Source organism: Anaerocolumna sedimenticola (assembly GCF_009931695.1).
In the GTDB taxonomy this organism is placed as follows: domain Bacteria; phylum Bacillota; class Clostridia; order Lachnospirales; family Lachnospiraceae; genus Anaerocolumna; species Anaerocolumna sedimenticola.
On sequence record NZ_CP048000.1, the window covers coordinates 2,228,285 to 2,251,364 of the forward strand.

The following is a 23,080-nucleotide window of genomic DNA, read 5'->3' on the forward strand; positions in this document are numbered from 1 at the left end:
CCGGATGCTGGTATGTAATCCGTTTGAAATTGTCAGAATACTGATAGGGAATAACAAGGTTTTGTAAGAAAAAAGTAAAGATTTTTATAAATAGATATGCTAGTATGAAATTAGTTAAAATAATACAGAAAATCAGGATATAAATTCCTATTTATAAGATATCTGATTTAAGATTTCTGCCTTGTTTTTGTAGAATTATCATTGATAGATATTATCAAATCAGATACAATATAAGTGAAAAAACGACAAAACCGTTCTTATATAAATGATAGAAAGGATGACAGGTATTATGGAACAGACCAGTATATTGGTAGTAGATGATGACAGGGAGATAGCTGAACTTGTTGAGATACATTTGGTCAGTGACGGATATAAGGTATTTAAGGCTTTTAATGCAAAAGAAGGTTTTGAAATACTGGAAAAGGAAGATATTAAATTAATTATTTTAGACATTATGATGCCGGGCATTGACGGTTTAAATATGTGCAAAACCATTCGTAATACCAGCACCATTCCCATTATAATGTTAAGTGCCAAATCAGCAGATATTGATAAGATCATAGGACTTAGCACCGGTGCCGATGATTATGTAATTAAGCCTTTTAATCCGCTGGAATTAACGGCACGCGTGAAATCCCAGCTGAGGCGTTATACCAAGTTTAATCCCAATTCCCATGAAGATAAAGCCGATAAAGAAATCATTGTAAATCATTTGGTCATTAATAAAGATGACCACCGTGTAACCGCCTATGAAAAAGAAGTAAAATTAACCCCCATAGAATTTGACATCCTCTACCTGCTCGCCAGTAATCCCGGCAGAGTATTCAGTACGGATGAGATATTTGAGAGAGTATGGAATGAGAAGATGTATGAAGCCAATAATACGGTTATGGTTCATATCCGCAGATTGCGTGAGAAAATTGAGATGGATTCCCGCAATGCACAAATCATAAAAACTGTTTGGGGAGTTGGATACAAAATTGAAAAATAGTATATTTAAAAGCTTCCGTTTTGAAATAGTTTTATATAGCCTTCTGAGTCTGGTATACACCATCCTTTCGGAAGCGGCCTTATTTTTTTGCATATATCTGGTTTATCATACCCTGGGCGGCGGTGAAACAAAGCTGCTGAATGGTCAGGTTGGTAACAGTGTGAATAATAATCTTATGGATAACGGAGTCTCCTTAAACCGTTATCAGTTAAATGATATGCAGAACTCTGCCATGAATCAGTCTCTTCCGGTGGGAAAAGGGTTTATTTTTGTCGTGGTAAGTATAGCCTTAATTGCAGGTGTGGTATTATTTACTACTTATTTTTTGCTGCTCACCCGAAAGTTTGGTACCTATCTTGAAAAGATAGCCGGAGGTATATCCGTTATATCATCCGGAGATTTCGACACCCAGATAGATATTAATAATGATGATGAGTTTGGGTTTATAGCATCTAAATTAAACCAGATGGCAGAAGATATTAAGCTGTTAATTGAAAATGAAAGGAAAAGTGAATATACCAAAAATGAATTAATCACCAGCGTCGCCCATGACCTGAGAACTCCGCTGACCTCTATTATTGGGTATCTGGAACTGGTTTCCGATAAAGATAAATTAACACCTGAAGTGAAGCAGCATTATGTGGAAATTGCATACAGTAAATCCAAAAGGCTGGAAAAGCTTATTGAAGATTTATTTGCCTATACGAATTTCAGCTTCGGAGAGGTTACTTTGGAGCTATCTGAGATTGATATGGTCAAATTCATCAATCAATTGCTGGACGAGTTTTATCCCAGCTTTCAGGAATATGAACTGGAGTATGAATTTAACACCAATCTAACCACCGCAAGTGTTATTGCAGACGGCAATCTGCTGGCCAGGGCATTTGCAAACCTGATCAGTAATGCAATTAAATACGGCAAGGACGGAAAAAGTGTTAAGTTAAAATTAACTAAAGTTGATAATAAGATTATTGTATCCGTGACGAATTACGGTAAACTAATTCCACAGAAAGATTTACAGAATATATTTGAACGTTTTTACCGGGTAGAGGGTTCCAGATCCAGCGAAACAGGAGGAACCGGTTTAGGACTTGCTATAGCAAAAAGTATTATCGGAATGCACGGAGGGACCATTAACGTCAGAAGTGATTTTGAGGGGACTGTTTTTGAAGTGGCATTGGATGAGAAGAAGGAAGGCATGGAAAGATGAAGAATGGCTTGCACAATAACGGTATAAAACAAAATCTTAAGTCTTATAGTAAGAGAATTAAGCCATTAATAGCGGTAATATTGTTGTTGCTTATTTTTAAATATATTTTTAGTATACAGATGTTACTGCCGTCTAACCTGGCTGTATGGATGAATGCCAATAAGATTCCTGTTGCCGCCGCTGCAGTGAATAAGGATTCCGACACTTCAGGCAGTTCAAAAATGGCCATGGAGGTGAAATACGGATATAATCAGTATGTAAAGTATGGCCGTTATATGAATGTAACAGTTACGATAGCGAATCATGGGAAAGATTTTGAAGGATGGTTGCAGGTTATTGTACCAAAAGCAAAAAATAATGCGGCATACCGCAAAGAAGTGATTGTTCCAGCACAAAAATCTGAAGAATTATCGGTAGCTCTTCCGGTAATGGATGATACAGGTTTATTGCAAGTAAAAATCTTAGATAAAAGTAACAATACAGTTGTAGAAAATGAGTATGATTTAAAAATCGGGAATTATGAAAAACTGGCTTATATCGGTATTTTAAGTGATGCGGAAGATGAGCTGGAATACATGAATCTGTTTGGTACAAGAACGTTTTATCTGAATGAAAATAACTTATCGGATGATTATCTTGGACTTGATTTGCTTGATGTTTTGATAATAAATCATTATGATACCAGCCGATTGCGGGATATGCAAATTAAAGCCATTAAAAAATGGGTCATGAACGGAGGCACCTTAGTTGTTGGTACCGGTGAATATGCCAATGAAACCTTGACAAAATTAAGCCCGATCTGTTCTGTGGAAAGTAATGGTAACGAAATAGATAAGGAGATAAGCTTTGGTATGGACCGGTTATCTCTTCAGGAATTAAAACAGGATATCATGGATTATGAGGAGGAAAGAAAGGTTTTTCTGGAGATGATCAAAGATCGGAATGATATGCTCACGGCATACGGCAGCAAACCCATACCTATTGATAATTCTGTTTTTGAGAGATGGACAAAGGATGATATGAAACAACTTCAATTAGAAACAATCAGGAAGCATATCATGAATGTGTCCATGACCGGCAGTTCCACCATTATATCGGAAGACAATATAAAACTAATGCAAAGCAGTGCATTAGGATTGGGTAAAATACAGTTGTTTAGTTTTGATTTGGGGCTGAAAAAAGGAAAGCAGACATTAGGACTTTCGATACTCAATGAAATATATAAGAATATGAGTAATTCCAAACTGACTCAGTTAGATGAAGAATACTATGGTTCGTATTCTAATTATGGGATTTTGAACAGTATGTCCTTTGCGGATGTGAAAAAGATACCTAAGGCCGGCAGATACATGGTTATTTTAGGTATTTATATCTTGATCATCGGACCTGTGACTTTTATTCTGTTAAGGAGATTGGATAAAAGAAGTCTTACCTGGGCAGTTGTGCCTCTTATGGCTCTGGTATTTACTTTATTAGTATATTCTATTGGCTCTGACACAAGAATTAATACCCCTTATATTGGATACGTAAAACTCCTTAACTTCGAGGACGATAATAAAGTAAATGAAGAACTGTATTTTTCACTGACTGCTCCTTATAACCATAATTACAGCCTGTCCATTGACGGTAATTACGATGTATCGGAATTGAGGGGGAATGATGATAACAGTTATTTATATGACTATAAGAGAGATAAGATTTATTTTGATAATTATATAACTTCTATCAATTACGGCACCCGTGATACTACATTGGAAGTTAATAATAATCCTGCATTTTCCCCCGTATATTATCAGTGGGAGGATTCGTATGAAGCGGAGGATAAGCTGACCTATGATATTCATTATGTGGGTGATAAGGTATATGGAACCGTAACCAATGGTTTTAATTTTGACTTAACAAATGCAATGCTTACAAGTGATGGTTATGTAATTAATATAGGAGAAATCCGTAAAGGGCAGACAATATCCCTGGAGGGTAAGGATGCAATCTTTATGACAACCAGAGATGAACTTTATAATACGGATATTATTAACCGGATAGCGGGAGGTACTGGTGATGTAAAGGATAATACACCGGAAGTTAACCGTATATCTAATGTATTGTATTATCTGACGGAAAATAATCTATTAAATAGTCAGCATAACAGCTGTATTATTGGTTTTGTAAATAATGCTGCAACAGGGGCAGATAGTCAGCAGGATCTGTTAAATAAACTGGCTGGAAAGATGGAAGCTTACGGTACTACTGCAGTGAAGCTGCCTGTAGAAATAGATTATACTGCCGGCAACAAAGTGTTTGTACCATCCATTGACCCTTATGTGGTAGTGTCGGAAGGATATTACGATAAATATTATCAGTCCCGCTATTTAAATAATGACAGTATGACGATAAAATACCATCTCCCGGATAATGATCATGTCGTATCCTTTGAATATTTATCGAAAAGGAACCAGGATAGCAGCAGTGATTATTTAAGTGCTTTTGATGGAAGTATTTATTTCCTTAATATTAACACCGGTAACTTTGATGAAGTATTTAGGGCTGGTGCAGGCAGCAGTGTCACCGATATTAATAATTACCTGACGGACCAAAATACAATAACTGTCCGTTATAGTACGAAAATGTCCTTAAAAGGTTATCAGATGGTATTACCTTATATTTCGTATTGGAAGGAGGCGGATTCCAATGTTGAACATTAAAAATCTAACCAAAACCTATGGTAAATTTATCGCACTGGATAATTTAAAGATGGAAATAAAAAAAGGTGAAATTTTTGGCTTTGTGGGGCCTAATGGTGCGGGTAAAACTACTACAATGCGGATTATAGCCGGATTACTTAAATCTGATTCCGGAGAAGTTTTTGTAGATGGGATAAATGCAAGAACAAATTTAAAAGAATTGAAAAATAAGATAGGTTATATGCCGGATTTTTTCGGAGTTTATGACAACTTAAAAGCGTTGGAATATATGGAATTTTATGCTTCCATCTATGGAATTACCGGAAATAAAGCCAGGCGGTTGTGTCTGGAATTAATGGACTTGGTCCGATTATCCGATCAGGCAGATAGTTATGTGGACGAAATGTCCAGGGGAATGAAGCAGCGCTTATGTTTAGCCAGAAGTATGGTTCATGATCCGGAGTTACTGATTTTAGATGAACCAGCTTCGGGATTAGATCCCAGGGCACGCGTTGAAATGAAAGAAATCTTACGGGAACTTCATGATAAAGGAAAAACCATACTGATCAGTTCTCATATTTTACCTGAGTTAGCGCAGCTGTGCAGTAATATTGGTATTATAGAAAAAGGAAAAATGGTTTTAAGCGGTACGGTTGAGGAAATATTATCCATAAGAGGTGTTGCAAGTCCTATTGTTATGAAATTTACAGCAAATCAGGAAAAAGCCGTAGAAGTATTAAAACAGAATCCTTTAGTTCAGAACATTATTATAAGAGATAACAGTATATCCATTCTGTTTAAAGGAAAGGAAGCAGAGGAAGCAAATATTCTTGCTGCTATGATAGGCAACGGTGCTCTGCTCTCCTCCTTTGCAAGAGAAGAAAGTAATCTGGAATCCCTTTTTATGCAAATAACAACTAAGGAAGAATAGAAAGTTGAAAGAAAATATAATTTATGAAAGGAATGCCACAATCTGATTCTTTCAACTTATATGTTTTGTGGCAGTATCGCGAGCAGGCTTGCGATATGCAATGGGTATAAAAATGAGAATAAATCCGGTATACCAAAAGGAATTAAAAACAAGTGTGCGAAGTTTTCGAACCGCTTTAATTTTATTTGGTTATAATGGCATTCTTGCTTTATTTGGATTGTTTGCTTTTTATGTAACTTTTGAATATGACAGCAGATATGGCGGAACTGTGGATTATGCTGCGATTTTACGGATTTATGCAATTATCACGGCTGCGGAGTTTGGTCTTGTTCTTTTTACGGTTCCGGCTCTGACGGCAGCATCGATATCTTCTGAAAGAGAAAAGCAAACTCTGGAGATTCTGCTTACGACAAAATTAACGCCATTTCAGATTATTCTGGGTAAACTGGCGTCCTCGATCAGTATGATAATTTTACTGGCATTCTCGAGCCTCCCTATATTAGCTATTGTTTTTACGATTGGCAGTGTTACCCTAAAGGATTTTACAGAATTTATGCTGTTAATAGTATCAACCGCAATTTTTATCGGCAGTATTGGAATCTTTTTCTCCACCTTATTAAAAAAAACCACATCGGCAACAGTCTCTACGTATGGAGTTTTAATGGTCCTTGGGTTAGGCACTCTTGCTGTCCTTTGGGCAATAAGAATCATAGTGGAGATTAAGATGAATCAGCTCTCCGCCGGAGCAATATACAAGCCGGATCCGGATATTGGAAATTGGATATTAATTCTGTTAATGAATCCCGCTGTTACTTTCCTTTCCATGATAGAAGCCCAGATTGGCACCGGCTCCCGGGTGACCGATTTTTTTGGTCATTTTGGAACTATATCCGTGAATATCCAAAGGTATTGGTTTTTTATCAGTATTATTTTGCAATTAGTGGTTTCGTTTATTTTACTGGGCTGTTCGGCAAAATTACTGGATCCGCTTCAGGAAAGATGTTGCAAAAAGAAAAGACGGAGATAATATTAAAATAAGATATAAGAAAAATACAAACAAAAACAAAAGATTAAAAAACATTTTTAATAAGATATAATAGTAGGATGATCTAGTATTATTTTTAGGTATAAAATTAGCCACCGGCCCTGATATTAGGATTGTCCGGTGGCTTCATTTTGAAATATGAAAATGGAAGAAGAATAATATAGTTTTATTATAACACATTATCTAAAAAAAGGTAGCGTTTTTTTAATTATTTTAAAAAAATATTTATTTAGCTATTTTTGTATAACTATAAGTCATAATTGCGGAGCTTTTTTGATATTCTCACTGCATGATAGATTCTTGCGTATTCAATTTCATTTATTTCAGTGATATAGTTTTCGGGAAACTCTTTTATAATTCCTTTTTCTCTCATTAATCTGGCTGCTTTATTATATGCAATTGCAGCTTCTATCTCGGTTGGGTACCGTCCTATAATATAATCACCGTTTATATGTATTTTGGCAGTATAGACAGGCAGGCCTTTCCGAAAGGATTTTGTAACGCCATGGTAGCGATTGATAATTTCAATGTTTCCATATCTGTAATCGGTATTGTCGCCATTTGCAAACCGATAGTCCCGCCCGGAAACAGCATAATTTTTTATTCCATAACGTGATAATATGGTAACCTGCATACCATAATCTGATACAAACAAATGACCGCCCCGCTTCATTATCTTATGATGTGCATAATAAAACAGATCATCAATGTCAAACTTTAAGAGTATCTTCTTATTAATATAGTAAATAAAATAGTTCTTTTTTATATAAATGGGATTCCTAAAATAAATACCGTTATCCCTAAAATTTATCAGAATAACCCATTTGTCAAAAGTCAAAATCTCATTTTCTTCATAGCGTTCAATATTATATCCTATATCCCCCAAAATAGTGCCGGCAGTCAGGTATGCTTTGTTTGCCAAATTCTCAAAAGGATAACTGCCTAAACTAATATGTTTATTCTTAAATGTTATGGAAGCTCGGTAATAAACTTCTCCGCTTTTTTTTACTGCTTTTAATACACCTGGTAGTGACGGCAAGTTACAACTCCCCCTGTTTTTCGATTTTTCTTTCCTTTTTTTAATTACAACATAACGGAGATTTTATGTCAATAGAATCAAAAAATATAACTTATGGGAAGATACTTCCTATATTCTATTCGAATAGAAAATAAGAAACGTTTAGAGAGATTCAAAATACCATAAAATAGCTTTTATTTCTTAGGTCTAAAGCCGGTTTTAACTTCAAAACAAATGTTACGCATATATTACATAAATATTAATAATATATAATGTTTATTATTCAGAAAAATCTACTAGAATCAACACATTTTGCGAAAAATTTAAAAAAAGTTATAACAAAATGTATAAAGTAAAAATTAGGTGTGAAAAATAGTTAATAAATAGTTAACATTTCGTTAAAATAATTTTGTGCAATATCTATAAAAACATGGCAATAAAATTCCAACTATTTATGCATAAAGATAATCAATGGTAAAACATGGCAAAATAATTGTGTTGTATCTTCCAAAAATGAGACGGACTTATTGACAGCCAAAAGCGAGATGATATAATGCATGATAAGCGCTTAAAATAGATTACCATTATTTAACATTTTAAGACGCTGGTAAAACTCCAAGTATATTACGGAGGTATAATAAAAAAGAAAAGAGGATGTATGTATGCTAAAAATACACTCGTTTCTTCAAAGGGTTAGAAAGCCGATTAGCAAATTAATACCTGCAAACTTCGGCAAATGTAAGACAAGCATGGTAGTAATTGCTTATACTATGGTCACTGTTTTATTTTTACTTAGCCCAGACTATATCTACGGAACAGGTAATGATAGTGCTACATCTTATGCAAGAGCTGAGATTACACACAATACTTCCAAGGAAATAGAAGAAGGAACAGCTAATGAAGCAATAGTACGAATCAATCAAAACAATTTAGATAATCAATTCATACTATTTAATTTTACCGCAAAGGATCCTTTGATGGGGTTTTATGGACTGGACGTCGGGCACTTATTTCCGGAAGGAAGATTAGAATCAAACTTTGAACAAGCAGATGCAGCTGCAATTGAAAAGGTTGATAGCAGTTCAACCAAGGAAAAAAAAGAACAAGAAACCGCTAGTACTGTTAACAGCACAGTAAAAGATACTTTGGATAATGATAATTCTCAAATAGAATTAAAAGATGATAAATCAAAGGATGCGGAAAAAACAACTAAAATTTTAAAGGCTAAAGATACAAAACTAAAAGAAACAAAATCAAAAAAATCTGAGAAATCGGTAAAAGATTCAAACGATACCAAAAAATCTGATAAACAAAAAAAGAAAAATATGTAATTAACCTATCGGATGATGATATTGAAATCCTGGAACGAATCGTAGAAGCCGAAGCTACAGGAGAAGATATGAAAGGTAAAATACTGGTAGCCAATGTAATCTTAAACCGTGTAAAAGATGATGATTTCCCGGATACCATTAAGGGAGTTGTATTCCAAAAAGATGGCGGAACCTATCAATTTTCCCCAATCAAGGACAATCGTTATTGGTCGGTAAAGGTTTCTAAAGATACTGTTAAGGCAGTTGACCGAGTAATGCAGGGTGAAGATTATTCCAAAGGTGCTCTTTATTTCTCTGCAAGGTCAAGAGCAGATAAAAACAGTATGCGGTGGTTTGACAGTCATCTGGATTTTTTGTTTCAATACGGAGGTCATGAGTTCTTTAAGTAAGAGGTATGAATAGTCTCACGAAGTCATGCGGGCCGAAAGCCTTGGATACGAGGTTTGAGAAGAATTGCAAAAGACGCTGATCTTCGGGATTTATTCCCATAATTTAACATAAGCAGGCTTGAATTTCTCCATTGGCCCTAATAGGCAATAATGGGTGAAAATTCAAGCCTGCTTATTTTAATCAAACTATTGTACATGAAATAGAAACATGTTATAATACAGAAAATTTAAACAAAATAATTAATAATTATAATATGACAAAGGAATGAACCATATGAATCTTATGTATCAAAGCACCCGCAGTAACAGCGAACCTATAACAGCATCTCAGGCTATATTAAAAGGATTGGCAGATGACGGAGGATTATATATACCGGTAACTGTTCCAAAATTTGAAGTTCCGTTAAGTCGGCTGGGAAAAATGACTTATCAGGAAACTGCATATGAAGTTATGAAATTATTTTTCACGGATTTTACGGAAGAAGAATTAAAAAACTGTATCAACCGTGCTTACGACGAAAAATTCGATACAAAAGAAATTGCACCCTTAGTAAAAGCGGACGGTGCTTTTTATCTGGAATTATTTCATGGCGCAACGATAGCTTTTAAAGATATGGCACTTTCTATACTGCCTCATTTACTGACAACTGCAGCAAAAAAGAATCAGGTAAAAGATGAAATTGTTATATTAACAGCTACTTCCGGTGATACGGGGAAAGCTGCCCTGGCAGGTTTTGCTGACGTAGAGGGTACAAAGATTATTGTATTTTATCCCAAGGACGGAGTAAGTCCGATACAGGAAAAACAGATGGTAACCCAGAAAGGGGATAATACCTTTGTAATCGGTATACGGGGTAATTTTGATGATGCACAGAACGGTGTAAAAGCCATGTTTAACAATAAACAGCTTGCAGCAGATTTAAAAGCAAAAGGTTATCAATTCTCCTCTGCAAACTCCATTAACATCGGACGATTAGTACCCCAGATCGTTTATTATATCTATGCATACGGAAGACTTGTAGAAAACGGGGAAGTGAAAGCGGGTGAGAAAATTAACGTTGTAGTACCTACCGGTAACTTCGGTAATATTTTAGCTGCTTATTATGCAAAAACAATGGGACTTCCGGTTAATAAATTAATATGTGCATCCAATGAGAACAAAGTTTTATTCGACTTCTTCCAGACCGGTATTTACAACAGAAACCGTGATTTTATCCTGACATCGTCTCCGTCCATGGATATTTTAATCTCCAGCAATTTAGAGAGACTGATCTATCAGGTTGCAGACAGGGACGCTGATAGGAATCTTGCCATGATGAAATCCTTAAGTACAAAGGGCGAATATGCCATTACGGATGAAATGAAAGCTAATATGGCTGATTTTGTCGGTGGATATGCATCGGAAAAAGAAACGGCAGAAACAATTAAGAAGTTATACGAATTAACCGGGTATGTGATTGACACACATACTGCGGTAGCCGCCAGTGTATATAAAAACTATACCCGGCAAACAGCGGATGATCATAAGAGTATAATTGCATCAACGGCAAGTCCTTATAAGTTTACACGCAGTGTTATGAATGCTATAGATGGCAGCTATGATTCCAAAACTGATTTTCAATTGGTTGATGAATTAAGCAAACTGTCAAATACGGCAGTTCCGCAGGCAATCGAAGAAATCCGTTCCGCTGATGTTTTGCATAATACGGTTTGTGATAAAGATAAAATGCAGGAGACGGTGGAAAAGATTTTGAGGTAGCGGCCGTAAAATGTTTATTATGCAATTGAGGTATACTTAATGGTGTAATGGTGATTTGATTAAATTATAACTGTTATATTAGAGGAGCAATAAAAGCTCCATTTAAGCAGTAATAAAAAATGCTATATATAATATACTGAATAGGCCCGATTCCAGCGTAGATTGGAATTGGGCTTTTTATATCTACAATTTTGCATTATGGTGGCAGGATTCTTTTAAACGCTTTTACTACATTCTGCCTATACAGCAGTTTTATGTACAACAAGAGGAATTTAGTTAATAGTATTGAGATTCATTTTAGTTTCTTAAAGATTTTAAAATATTTATAGATAGTATACTGATATCATTAAAATCATAGTATTATTTATGATGATTTATCTCTTCCTCTTTAAAGAATGAAAGGATTTAATAAGGACATTATCATAAGGATAGCAAGTACTGTAGTTATTGTGGTATCACCTAACTAGTTCTTCCCGGAACTAGTGTTAATGTGTTAAAATTAACATCCAATTTTTTTACTAACACCAATTTATATTTATAATTTAAATATACTTTTAATTTAAATATACTTTAGGAAAAGTACTGCTATAAAAGGAATGTACATAGTAATTAATAAGTTAATTTAATAACTGAATCTATTAACGTTTAAGTTTGTTCCAGAATATCTATAAATGGTCGGTTCTAATTTACTTGTTAATTTATATATTTTATAGCCTGGCTAATTACACAATGTACCATATTCGATTGTATAATGTTTTAAATAACAAATATATTACAAAAAAATAAACTGAATATGACAAAACCATGACATAAATTTGACACATTCAAAGTGCATTATATAAGCAAGTCAGACAGATGCTGAACAGAATTAAACAACAAATGTTCTCTTTCTAATGACTGGAGTATAATCAATTCAATACAGATATAACATAAGAACAGGGTGTAATTTATCTAATGTATCTGGGAGTAAAACCCAAATTTCTGACTCATAAAGTCGTTTGTAAAAATCGCCGGAATGTGTCAAAAATAAGGCAAAACTCGGGGTATACAACCGTTTCTATCGGTTATAAAAAAAGTAAAATAATAGATAAAAGGACTTGACCTTTTGTTTGATTATTGTTATAATCAACTTGTTATTGGAATGATTATATTTGACAAAAATATAATACCAAACCAAACCTATATTTTAAGGAGGAAGAAAGAATATGAGGAAAAATTTCTTTAAAAAGAAATTAGCCACCACTGTTGCTTTAGCAATGGTAGTTGCAAGCTTAACAGTACCTTCATCTGCACAAGCTGCCGTAGCTACTAAAATTGTTAAACAAGGTGGAGCAGCAGCACCAACAGTTTTATATGTTGGTGATAAGGGCACAGATTACGGTCTGAGCAAAACATTCAAGGGCAATACATATGCCTGGACAACAAGCAATTCCGCAATTGCTACAATTTCAAAAGCTGGTGTAGTTACAGCTAAAGCACCTGGAACAGTTACAATTAAATGTACTGCAAGAGATTCCAAGGGTAAATGGCTTAAAGCTTTCACTCAGAAGTTAACTATCAATCTTCGTGCAACAAGCATCGATGTTAATGCTGAAGATTTTGAATTAGCAATGGGCGAATCAAAAGATTTAAATGCAGTTAAAACTCCTGCTAAGTCAACAGATGCTGTTAGATACTACTCAGATAACACTGCAGTAGCTACAGTAGATGCTAAGACAGGTGTTGTTAAAGCTGTAGGTGTTGGTGAAGCTACAATCACAGTTTACTCTAAAGCAACTTATAAGAGTGCAACTGCAAGCAAATACAACAAAACTGATTCTGTAAAAGTAACTGTTAAAGATGGTATCCAAGCTGTTAAACAAACAGTTTCTAATGCTTTAGAAGTAACTTTTGCAACAGACCAAAGTGGTAAAGTAACTGACAGCAACCTTGTTATTACTGATGCTGATGGTGTAAAACAAACAATCGATGATATTTCATTCTCTTCAGATGGCAAGACAGCAACTGTAAAAACTTACCTTGATTTTGAAGATGGCGTAGTTTACAAAGTAGCTTATGATAATACTGAAAAATCTTTTACAGCTAGTGTTGGTGCACCTACATCTGTTGTATTAAAAGCTAAGACTGTTCAATATGACAAAGCTACAGATCTTGATTATGCAGCTTATGATAAGAACGGTGTTGATGTATCTTCCAAAGTAGATTGGGAAGATGATGTTGATTTTGATTACGAAGATTCAGATGCAGAAATCGAATGGAACAGTGATGATTCTGTATATGAAATCACAGTATTTGATTATCCTAAGTCAGTTGATGTTGAAATGACATATGACTATTATGATGAAGATAAGAATGATAACACTGAATTTACAAGCAAAGCTACTATTAAATCAGTAGAAGAACTTGCTAGTACAGCTTCCAATCTTGAATATACTTTATCAGATGATGACTCTTACACAGATATCGACTGGGAAGATGATTTAAATTCTACAATTCCTGCAGACGCTGATTCTTACAGATTGTTTATTAAAGGTGAAAATCAGGACGGTGATGATATCTATGAATGGAATTTTGATAAATTCGTATCTACTAACGATGATATCATTACTGTAAGTTATGATCAAGATGATAAAGACGTTAAAGGCAATCCTGTATATGTATATCCGGTTAAAGCTGGTACAGCATATATCAAAGCAACCTATGGTGATACTTCCAAGACTTTCAAGGTAGTTGTTGGTGATGAACCAGAAGCAAAATCTATATCCGTTGATGACAGCACAATAGAATTATATGATTCATTCTTAGGCGATGAAAACGGTACAGAAGTTGAACTTACTGTTAAAGATCAGTATGGTAACGAAGTTAATTATGATGATTTTGATGATATTGAAGAACCAGAACACAGATCCGGTAGTTCAGCTGATATCATCAGCACAAGAATTACTGATGACAATAAGGTATTATTCTATCTTTCAGATGACTGCGACAAGAATGTCAAAGGTATGAAAGAAGGCAATAACACTTATAGAATCGATATAGCTGGTAAAACTGCTAGTGTTACGGTTAAAGTTGTTGATGTAAATATGGCTAATGATACTGTTAAGAGAGTTGAATTAATTGGTGCTGATACATCAAAAGATGTTAAAGTTGATACTTCTAAGACAGATGTTGATGATGTTCTTAAAGATGTTAAATTCACAGTATATGGTATCAACAGTGATGGCGATAGAATCCCTATGGCAGCTGGTACCAATTATGAATTCTCATTAACTCTTGATGGCGATAAATTAGCAAACTCTGCTAAATACGCAGAAAAAGGATTCGCATTTAATTCAGCTGCTAACGTAGCTACATTTGCAGCAGTTTCATACAATGATGAAACAGGCGTAGTTAGCCAGGCTGCAGTTGGTACTTACAAGATTAAAGTTGTAGCTAAGACTGCTGGTGGTTCTACAATTGATGATGCAACTACTTCATTAAAGGTTACTAATACTCAGTCTGCTGCTTCCGTATCACAGGATAAGACAACAGTTGATGTTAATGATTTTGATGGAACAATTAAAGGACTTATCGGAGAAGCATTTAGCTTTGACTATAAGGATATGGATTTAGACGAAGATGATCTGTATAGCGCTCAGGTAGTTATCGGAAATACTAAATACGATAACGAACCAGATACACTTGCTGAAGATGTAGCAGCTGGTAAGAGTGTTCAGGTTAAGAAGATAACCCTTAAGATTAATTCTGGAAATGGTTATTCTATCTTAGTTGATAAAGATGTTAACAAGAACGTTAAAGTAACTGATTAATTAGATTTCTTGTTAAAAAGGTTCTAACCCGTAAGGGTTAGAACCTTTTTTTGATATTTTAGTTTTTTTCTATACATCTTAAGAATCCTTAATAATTCTTGCATATTCCCCCAATTATGTTAAAATCCTCTTTAGTGGAAAGCTAAAATCCAGGAGGAATTCTATAATGAATGAATATAAGGTGAGTATTATTGTTCCTGTTTATAATGTGGAAAAATATCTGACTCAGTGTATGGAAAGCTTAGTAAACCAGACTTTAAAGGATATTGAAATTATAGTAGTGAACGATGGTAGCCCTGATAATAGCATAAAAATACTAGAAAAATATGAAAAGAAATACCCCGATAAAGTCAAAGTCTTTACTACGGAGAATCGGGGGGTAAGTCATGCCCGTAATTATGGATTGGACCGTGTTGAAGGCGATTATATTATGTTTGTTGACAGTGATGATTTTATAGAGCTTGATATGGCAGAGAAACTTTATACCAAAGCGATAAAGGATCATAATGATTTAGTTATGTGTGCCAGATACAATGTTTATGAAGTGGAAGGAAAAACAGAGTTAAAGCGTAAAGTGATGAATATATTCTCCATGAATCAGAATTTTCGTATGGAAGATAGGAAGTTTGAGTTGGTACATGCTTCTCCATTCCCATGGGACAAGCTTTTTAAACGTACTTTACTGTATGATATTCGTTTTCCTGAGGGAATACGCTTTGAAGATTTAGTATTAGCTTTTGAAGCAGCTGCAACAGCAGAAAGTATTGGTGTTGTTCCGGAACCACTTTACAATTACCGTAAGACCACACAGGTTGGTTTCCTGAATAGTTTTTCAGAAGCAACGAAAGATATTGTCAAAGCATTTACATTATTATTTGAATTCATGAAAGAGCATGATTTGTTTGATACGTTCCATGATGAGTTGGAATATATCTGTACCCGTCATTTCTTTTTCCGTTACGAGTCTTTTTATTCCGATGCAAAAAAAGGACAGTTACAACTTAAGAAAGAAATTATTAATCAGACACAGGATTTTTTGGATAAAGAAATACCTAACTGGCCCAAGAATCATTATTTAAATTACACAGCGGGACCCGCACTAAAAAAACACTTAAACTATTATATTGACCGTAATAAAACCATTAAGTATGTAACGTTAAGGGAACGTATCCCATCAAAAGTATACAATTTGCTATTTAAACTGAATGGATTAAAAGATAAGTTTGTTAATAAATGGAGAAAATTTGTTAAGACTAAAAAGAAGATGGCTGCTATTAGAAAAAAAATTCGTAAATTACGAATTTTTAAATTATTTAATAAGCCGTTGGACTTAAAATATACAAAGTATTATGAAACTTTAGCTGTGAATGATAAGTTGATTCTGTTTGAATCAAAACACGGTGATGATTTAGCAGGTAATATTTTTAATATGATTTTGGAAACCGGAAGAGATAAATATAAGGACTTCCGTATTTTACTGGTACTAAGAAAAGAACTATTTGATACCTATAGAAAATTGCTTCAGAACTATAATATTAATCACGTAACTTTTGTTGAATTACATTCCAATGAATATTTACGTGCTTTAGCTGCTGCCAAATACCTGGTTACAGATACCAGTTTACCGCCATACTATATTAAGAAGCCGGAGCAAGTATATTTAAATACCTGGCATGGGACGCCATTAAAAGCTATGGGGCGAATCGTTCCGGACAGAGAATATGCTCTGGGTAATGTTCAGAGAAACTTTAATATAGCAGATTATTTACTATACCAAAATGAATTTTCCAAAGATATCTTTTTAAAAGATTATATGTTAGATAAAATTTATGAAGGCAAGGTTTTATTATCCGGTTACCCAAGAAATTCATCCTTTTTCCGTAAGTCGAGAAGAGATATTATAAGGAAAGAATGCGGCTTAGAGGGGATGCAGGTTATTGTTTATATGCCTACCTGGAGAGGTTTATTGCATAAGAAACAATCGAAAGCTCAGGTAGAGAAGATATTTGGTTACTTAGCACACTTAGACCACAAATTAACTAAGAACCAGGTATTGTATGTTAAATTACATCCATTTGTTAAAAAAAGTATAAATTACAGTCAGTTATTACACATTAGGGAATTTCCAAGCGATTATGAGACCTATGATTTCTTAAATGCAAGTGATATGTTAATCACGGATTATTCCAGTATCATGTTTGATTATGCTGTTTCGAAAAAGAAAATCATCTTGTTTACTTATGACAGAGAAGAATATCTGGGAGACCGTGGCATCTATATTGGTTTGGATGAGATGGATTTGCCTAAGGTTGATACTGTGGATGAACTGGTTGCTGAAATTAACAAAGAGGAGTATGCATATCCTAAATTTTATGAGCAGTTCTGCAGCCTTGATTCGGCTGATACTGCAAAAAATGTATGTGATACTGTATTCTTGAATGAAGAAAATAAGGTAAAGACAGAAGTATATAAAAAGGGTAATAAAAACAATATTCTTGTTTTTGTGAAGTCGCTTAAAAATAATGAGGAAGATCATCAATTTATTGATAGAATGAACCGGTTGGCTGTTCACAAAAGTAACTTTTATCTCCATTTTAAAGCCGGTGCAATGAAAAAATCCTCCAAAATGTTATCCTTATTAGATAAAGAAATCGGTTATATTCCTTTATCTCCCGGCAGAAATTATACTATGTCTGAATATATTGCATTTACTTTAACATTCCGCTTTGGAATCGAGAATACATACACAAAGAACAAGCTGAAAAGTTTAGCTAAGCGGGAAAAACAGAAATTTTTTGGCGATACCAACTTTGAGTATGTGATTAATTATTCCGGTATGGATCTTATGCTTCTCCATGTATTTGATGTATTTCAAGGCAAGAAAATATACTATTTCCAAGACTTTAATTTAAAAAAGTATAACAATTCGAAGAAATACCGCAGGAACGTTCAATATGCATTAAGGAATTTAATTAATTATAATCTTATTATAGTTCCTCCTTCTATGAAACAATTAAGCGAAATTAATACACTAAAGAATAAGGTTCTAATTTTAGATAATGAAGAATCAATTACAATTGACAGAATATTAAAGGAGGTGAAATAGCGTGAAGGCTGGCGTTATTACTTTTCATAGTGCCCACAATTTCGGTGCGACCTTACAGACCTGGGCTCTTCAGAAAGTTCTTAAAAATTATAAGATTGAAGCCTCAGTTATTAATTATCATCCAAGTATTATAGATGATTTATATAATCCTTTAAAAGGAAAATATGGCTTGGAAAAAAGCATAGCCAAACTAAAACTTCGCTACAAAAATCCAAGAAGCTTACAAAGATATCAAAATTATATCAGCTTCATAAAGAAGAATTTTAACTTATTAGGTGATTTCTCTACTTATGAAGAGCTTAAAACAGCAGACTTAGGGTTAGATGCTTATATTGTAGGCAGCGATCAGGTCTGGAACAGTGAGCATATTGGCGGTTTTGATCCTGCTTATTTTCTCGATTTCGTAAAACCGGGTCCTTTAAAGATTTCTTATGCGGCCAGTATAGGCAGGGATTATATATTGCCGGTATATCATGACCAGATAAAAAACAGCCTTAAGAGCTTTACCTCTATTTCAGTGAGAGAAAAAAGTGCGAAAAAACCTGTGAAAGCACTTGCGAAAAAGGAAGTGGATGTTGTTTTAGACCCTACCTTACTTTTACCGAGAGAAGAGTATGAAGAAATTAAAACAAATCCAAAAATTAAAGAAAAGTATATATTTGTATATATGATGGAAAATAATCCGGATGTGATTGCATTTGCAAATAAAGTTTCGACTGCAACCGGTTTACCAATTGTACAGAGGCGACCGAATAAAATTTTTAAAAACGAAATCGCTTCCTGCTATACATCTGCCCCAGGAGATTTCCTGGGTTTAATTGAAAATGCAGAATACGTAATTACAAACTCCTTTCATGGGACTGTATTTTCTATTATATATGAAACACCATTTGTATCAATGTTACATTCCAATACTGGAAGCAGAACCGTTGACTTATTAAAGTCTTTAAATTTGGATTCTCATTTATTAAATTCTGCATCGGATTTTACGGATTTTTCTCTGTTCCGTATAGAAAATCCGGAGAAGTTAAGGAAAAGAATATTGGATTTAAGACAGAGTTCTTTGTTATTTTTATTAGATGCATTAAGGAATAACGACCGACAAAAAGTAGTTGCTTGTCCAACGCAAATCAAAAAACATGAGTGTTATGGCTGCTATGCCTGCAAAGAAATATGCCCGGTTAACGCTATTGTAATGGAAGAAGATAAGGAAGGTTTCCGCTATCCGGTAGTGGATGAAGATAAATGTATTGATTGTGGAGCTTGTAATAAGGCTTGTATCCGTAAGACAAATAAGATAATTGAGTATAAAGAAAACTATCCAAAAGTTTATTCTGTCATGAATAAACAGGAAGAAGTCCGTATGAAGAGTTCCTCCGGCGCAATCTTTCCTGAGCTTGCAAGATATGTCATTGAACAGAAAAAGGGATATGTTGTCGGCGTAAAATACGATAAGGATATGAAAGTTGTATCCTCTATCGCAGATAATATGGAAGAAGTAAAGGCTTTTTATGGATCCAAATATGTTAAGAGTGATTTTGAAGGCATCTATCCAAGAATCAAACAGTTACTGAATGAGAATCAGACCGTATTATATTCCGGTTTGCCTTGTGAGTGTGCAGCACTTCGATCTTATTTAAAAAAGGATTATGAAAATTTACTTATTTGTGAGATCTTGTGTCATGCGGCTCCATCTCCGAAGATTTTTGCACAGTATCTGGATTATTTAAAGAACAAATACAAATCCCGAGTAGTTAATCTTACATTCCGAAATAAAAATACGGGATGGTTAATCCACAAATGCAGTATGATTATTGAATTTGAAAACGGAAAGAATTTAACAGTAAATTCAAGAAAAAATAATTATTTCCGCGCATTTTTGAATGATTTTATCTCCAGGCCTAGTTGCAGTTCCTGTGAATATACCTACAAAAACCGGGTTGGTGATATAACAATCGGTGACTTCTGGGGAATTAAGGATATAGATCCATCCATGTTTGATGATAAAGGTGTAAGCTTAATAACTATTAATGATGAAAAAGGCAGTATTATGTGGGATAATATCAAAGAGAATTTCACCTATAAGGAAAGTGATATGACTACAGCCTTTAAGAAAAATCATAACAAACCGAGTCCGTTCAAGCTGGAACGTATGGACATATTCGATCGGTTAGATAAAGACCCTATCGATAATTTACTATATGAATACAATGATTTAAAAAGTAAGTAAAGAAAAGTATCTTCACACGAAAAAACTTATGAAAGAGTACTGAGAGTACTCTTTCATAAGTTGAATCCTCTATTATCGAGCCGTTTATGCGGTATATGAGGAAACTATAAGAAAGTACTTTGAAAAGATCAAAATTCTTATGAAGAATTTGTGAATTTAAAATCCGAAATTATTAAAACTGTATGACTTTACAGTAATGATTTCATTTTGAACTTTTCATTCGTTATATGAAATGATGATCTTAACAGACAACAGGTGGGAAGTATATACTAATTTTTAAGAGAAAAGTCAGGTGATTCTTAAATCATCTCATGAACTGGTCTGTTCATAACGGAATATGCCCAGGTAAAACAAAATATGAATACTTAATTTTGATTGTTATGTCTAATTTAAAGACAGAGACATAAAAATGATAGTTTTATATCATGATTGAAAGCTTGTAAAACAGATAAATTAAAATGTTCGTTTATTAATCAGGTAATTAACAAAAAAATATAACCATTTATCATATTCTGTATTTACAGGCAGATAGGAGTAAAATTGAAAAAATATATTAGTAATTTTACAAAATATAGATTTTTATTAGGTGAGCTGGTTAAAAAAGGCATCACATTAAAATATAGAAGATCTTATTTGGGAATACTTTGGACTTTAATCGAACCCTTATTAACTATGATCGTTTTAACCATAGTGTTTGGTACCTTATTTGGAAATGAAGACAGAACGTTTCCGGTTTATATCTTATCCGGAAGACTTCTATATTCATTTTTCTCAAACAGTACAAAAGTAGCTATGAAATCCATCCGGACACATAGCGGTATGATTAAGAAAGTATATGTTCCTAAATATATGTATCCGTTATCAAGTATACTGACGGATTATATTATATTTTTAATTTCATTAATAATATTAGTATTAGTTGGTATTATTTTAAGAGTTGAACCGACCTTTTATTTATTCCAGGCCGTTATACCATTGGTTTTAATGCCAGTTATGGCTTACGGAATCGGTTTAATACTGGCTACTTTATCGGTATTCTTCCGTGACTTAGAATATATCTGGTCCGTTGCTTTAATGATGGTTATGTATACATCAGCTATCTTTTACAGACCTGCTAAAATTATAGATGCCGGTTATGGATGGTTATTAGAAATTAATCCTCTCTATTCTATCGTGATCAATTTCAGAAATTCCATATTTGGTATGCCGTTGGATCAAAGAGCATTTTCACTGTCCTTATTATACAGTTTCGGCTTTTTAATCATCGGTACAATTATGTTTCTTAAGAAACAAGATGAATTTATCCTTCACGTATAGTTTTATACTGCCTTAACATATGGTTTCTGGTAAAATAAAAGTATCGTGTTCAGGTTATAAACATAAAAAGGAGTCATACTATGGAAAAACCTGTTGTAGAAGTAAAACATGTAAGTATGCGATTTAACCTATCTTCTCAGAAGGTAGATAATCTGAAAGAATATTTTATTAAATTAGTTAGAAAAGAATTGAAATATAATGAGTTCTGGGCATTAAAAAATGTAAATCTAAAAGTAAATAAAGGAGACCGTTTAGGAATATTAGGTTTAAACGGTGCCGGTAAAAGTACTTTACTTAAAATAATAGCGGGTGTTTTAAAACCCACGGAAGGTTCCGTAACCGTAAAGGGGAAAATCGCTCCTCTGTTGGAACTTGGTGCCGGTTTCGAGCCGGAATATACCGGAGCTGAAAATATCTACTTATATGGGGCAGTTTTAGGATATCCCAGAGAATTTATAGCTGAAAAATATAATGAAATTATTGAATTTTCAGAGCTTGGTAAATTCATTGACGTACCGCTTAAAAATTATTCCTCCGGTATGAAATCAAGGCTCGGCTTTGCTATTGCAACTGTCGTGGAACCGGATGTATTAATCTTAGATGAAGTTCTGGCTGTTGGTGATGCCAAGTTTAAGAAAAAATGCGAGGCAAAAATTCAGTCTATGTTCGACAAAGGGGTTACCGTTTTATTTGTATCCCACTCCTTACCACAGGTACAAAAGATCTGTAATAAGGCAATATTACTGGAACACGGTAAGATTATTGCAAATGGAGGTATTGAGGAAGTCAGTGCGATATATGAGGAGAAGACGAAGTAGATTCATGATAGGATTGTTGAATATAGTAGTAAGTGAATTTATCAAAGTTACCTCATCAGTTAAGCGTGATAAAGATTGCTGTCCAAGTGTTGGGCAGCATTTTTTTTTGCAGCTTTCAAGTTTTTTTCATATATTTCATCGGTATCCTTATGAATATATTACATTATAAACTTTTTTTAGCATAATAGCCATGTGATAAGCAAAAACATTCATAAGTTGATACCGACCCGTATAATACTTTCCATAATACAATTTCGTATTTAAAATCCCTTAGAATCTTTCCGTTCAAAATATCTTGTGTTATATCAGTAAAGCAGTTTTTTAAATCAAAAAGTCGATGGCATTGTGATTCATTTCTACAGCAGCATTAAGTGTGACTAAGACAATTTAATTATTTGGGCGGTCACTTATCATAAATGAAAACAGGACATCTATCATATCAACC

At 34.0% G+C, this 23,080-nt stretch carries 14 protein-coding genes; 13 read left to right on the forward strand and 1 reads right to left on the reverse strand.

What is annotated here, in order from left to right:
• The first annotated feature begins 289 nt into the window (after positions 1-289).
• The 5 genes from Ana3638_RS09850 to Ana3638_RS09870 all read left to right on the forward strand — a co-directional run bounded on the left by Ana3638_RS09850 (position 290) and on the right by Ana3638_RS09870 (position 6,840).
• Positions 290-991: a response regulator transcription factor gene (locus Ana3638_RS09850; protein WP_161837865.1), complete on the forward strand. Its 702-nt coding sequence runs from the start codon at positions 290-292 to the stop codon at positions 989-991.
• On the forward strand, positions 981-2,201 hold the full coding sequence (locus Ana3638_RS09855; protein ID WP_161837866.1) for a sensor histidine kinase: 1,221 nt from the start codon (positions 981-983) through the stop codon (positions 2,199-2,201). The genes Ana3638_RS09850 and Ana3638_RS09855 overlap by 11 nt, the downstream gene beginning before the upstream one ends.
• Positions 2,198-4,903 carry a hypothetical protein gene (locus tag Ana3638_RS09860; RefSeq protein ID WP_161837867.1) on the forward strand — a complete coding sequence of 902 codons (2,706 nt, stop codon included), beginning with the start codon at positions 2,198-2,200 and terminating at the stop codon, positions 4,901-4,903. The genes Ana3638_RS09855 and Ana3638_RS09860 overlap by 4 nt, the downstream gene beginning before the upstream one ends.
• The gene (locus Ana3638_RS09865) at positions 4,890-5,813 is read left to right on the forward strand and encodes an ABC transporter ATP-binding protein (protein WP_161837868.1); all 924 of its coding nucleotides are present in this window, start codon (positions 4,890-4,892) and stop codon (positions 5,811-5,813) included. The genes Ana3638_RS09860 and Ana3638_RS09865 overlap by 14 nt, the downstream gene beginning before the upstream one ends.
• Before the next feature lie 100 nt (positions 5,814-5,913).
• Complete coding sequence (locus tag Ana3638_RS09870; RefSeq protein ID WP_161837869.1) at positions 5,914-6,840, forward strand: ABC transporter permease; 927 nt, start codon at positions 5,914-5,916, stop codon at positions 6,838-6,840.
• Between the two features lie 265 nt (positions 6,841-7,105).
• On the opposite strand, the gene Ana3638_RS09875 is transcribed toward Ana3638_RS09870, so the two are convergent.
• Complete coding sequence (locus Ana3638_RS09875; protein ID WP_161837870.1) at positions 7,106-7,897, reverse strand: hypothetical protein; 792 nt, start codon at positions 7,895-7,897, stop codon at positions 7,106-7,108.
• 641 nt (positions 7,898-8,538) lie between these two features.
• On the opposite strand from Ana3638_RS09875, the gene Ana3638_RS09880 reads away from it, so the two are divergent.
• The 8 genes from Ana3638_RS09880 (at position 8,539) to Ana3638_RS09915 (ending at position 22,635) form a co-directional block, all read left to right on the forward strand.
• A complete protein-coding gene (locus tag Ana3638_RS09880) occupies positions 8,539-9,207 on the forward strand; it encodes a hypothetical protein (protein ID WP_161837871.1) in 669 nt (222 codons plus the stop codon).
• A gap of 68 nt (positions 9,208-9,275) precedes the next feature.
• Positions 9,276-9,596: a cell wall hydrolase gene (locus Ana3638_RS09885; protein WP_161837872.1), complete on the forward strand. Its 321-nt coding sequence runs from the start codon at positions 9,276-9,278 to the stop codon at positions 9,594-9,596.
• Positions 9,597-9,870: 274 nt separating this feature from the next.
• Positions 9,871-11,355: a threonine synthase gene (thrC, locus tag Ana3638_RS09890; protein WP_161837873.1), complete on the forward strand. Its 1,485-nt coding sequence runs from the start codon at positions 9,871-9,873 to the stop codon at positions 11,353-11,355.
• 1,205 nt (positions 11,356-12,560) lie between these two features.
• Positions 12,561-15,164 (forward strand): Ig-like domain-containing protein, encoded by a 2,604-nt coding sequence (locus Ana3638_RS09895; RefSeq protein WP_161837874.1) that lies wholly within the window; start codon positions 12,561-12,563, stop codon positions 15,162-15,164.
• Positions 15,165-15,330: 166 nt separating this feature from the next.
• Positions 15,331-18,270: a bifunctional glycosyltransferase/CDP-glycerol:glycerophosphate glycerophosphotransferase gene (locus Ana3638_RS09900; RefSeq protein WP_161837875.1), complete on the forward strand. Its 2,940-nt coding sequence runs from the start codon at positions 15,331-15,333 to the stop codon at positions 18,268-18,270.
• 1 nt (position 18,271) lies between these two features.
• A complete protein-coding gene (locus Ana3638_RS09905; protein WP_161837876.1) occupies positions 18,272-20,500 on the forward strand; it encodes a polysaccharide pyruvyl transferase family protein in 2,229 nt (742 codons plus the stop codon).
• Between the two features lie 540 nt (positions 20,501-21,040).
• Entirely contained in the window at positions 21,041-21,817 is a 777-nt protein-coding gene (locus Ana3638_RS09910; RefSeq protein WP_161837877.1) for an ABC transporter permease, read from the forward strand.
• 80 nt (positions 21,818-21,897) lie between these two features.
• Positions 21,898-22,635 carry an ABC transporter ATP-binding protein gene (locus Ana3638_RS09915; RefSeq protein ID WP_161837878.1) on the forward strand — a complete coding sequence of 246 codons (738 nt, stop codon included), beginning with the start codon at positions 21,898-21,900 and terminating at the stop codon, positions 22,633-22,635.
• The last annotated feature ends 445 nt before the right edge of the window (positions 22,636-23,080 follow it).

What these genes read in the sequence shown, in the direction of transcription:
- Ana3638_RS09915 (WP_161837878.1), top strand. Translation starts at nt 21,898, where the DNA reads ATGGAAAAACCTGTTGTAGAAGTAAAACATGTAAGTATGCGATTTAAC.
- Ana3638_RS09880 (WP_161837871.1), top strand. Translation starts at nt 8,539, where the DNA reads ATGCTAAAAATACACTCGTTTCTTCAAAGGGTTAGAAAGCCGATTAGC.
- Ana3638_RS09885 (WP_161837872.1), top strand. Translation starts at nt 9,276, where the DNA reads ATGAAAGGTAAAATACTGGTAGCCAATGTAATCTTAAACCGTGTAAAA.
- Ana3638_RS09900 (WP_161837875.1), top strand. Translation starts at nt 15,331, where the DNA reads ATGAATGAATATAAGGTGAGTATTATTGTTCCTGTTTATAATGTGGAA.
- thrC (WP_161837873.1), top strand. Translation starts at nt 9,871, where the DNA reads ATGAATCTTATGTATCAAAGCACCCGCAGTAACAGCGAACCTATAACA.
- Ana3638_RS09860 (WP_161837867.1), top strand. Translation starts at nt 2,198, where the DNA reads ATGAAGAATGGCTTGCACAATAACGGTATAAAACAAAATCTTAAGTCT.
- Ana3638_RS09895 (WP_161837874.1), top strand. Translation starts at nt 12,561, where the DNA reads ATGAGGAAAAATTTCTTTAAAAAGAAATTAGCCACCACTGTTGCTTTA.
- Ana3638_RS09870 (WP_161837869.1), top strand. Translation starts at nt 5,914, where the DNA reads ATGGGTATAAAAATGAGAATAAATCCGGTATACCAAAAGGAATTAAAA.
- Ana3638_RS09865 (WP_161837868.1), top strand. Translation starts at nt 4,890, where the DNA reads ATGTTGAACATTAAAAATCTAACCAAAACCTATGGTAAATTTATCGCA.
- Ana3638_RS09850 (WP_161837865.1), top strand. Translation starts at nt 290, where the DNA reads ATGGAACAGACCAGTATATTGGTAGTAGATGATGACAGGGAGATAGCT.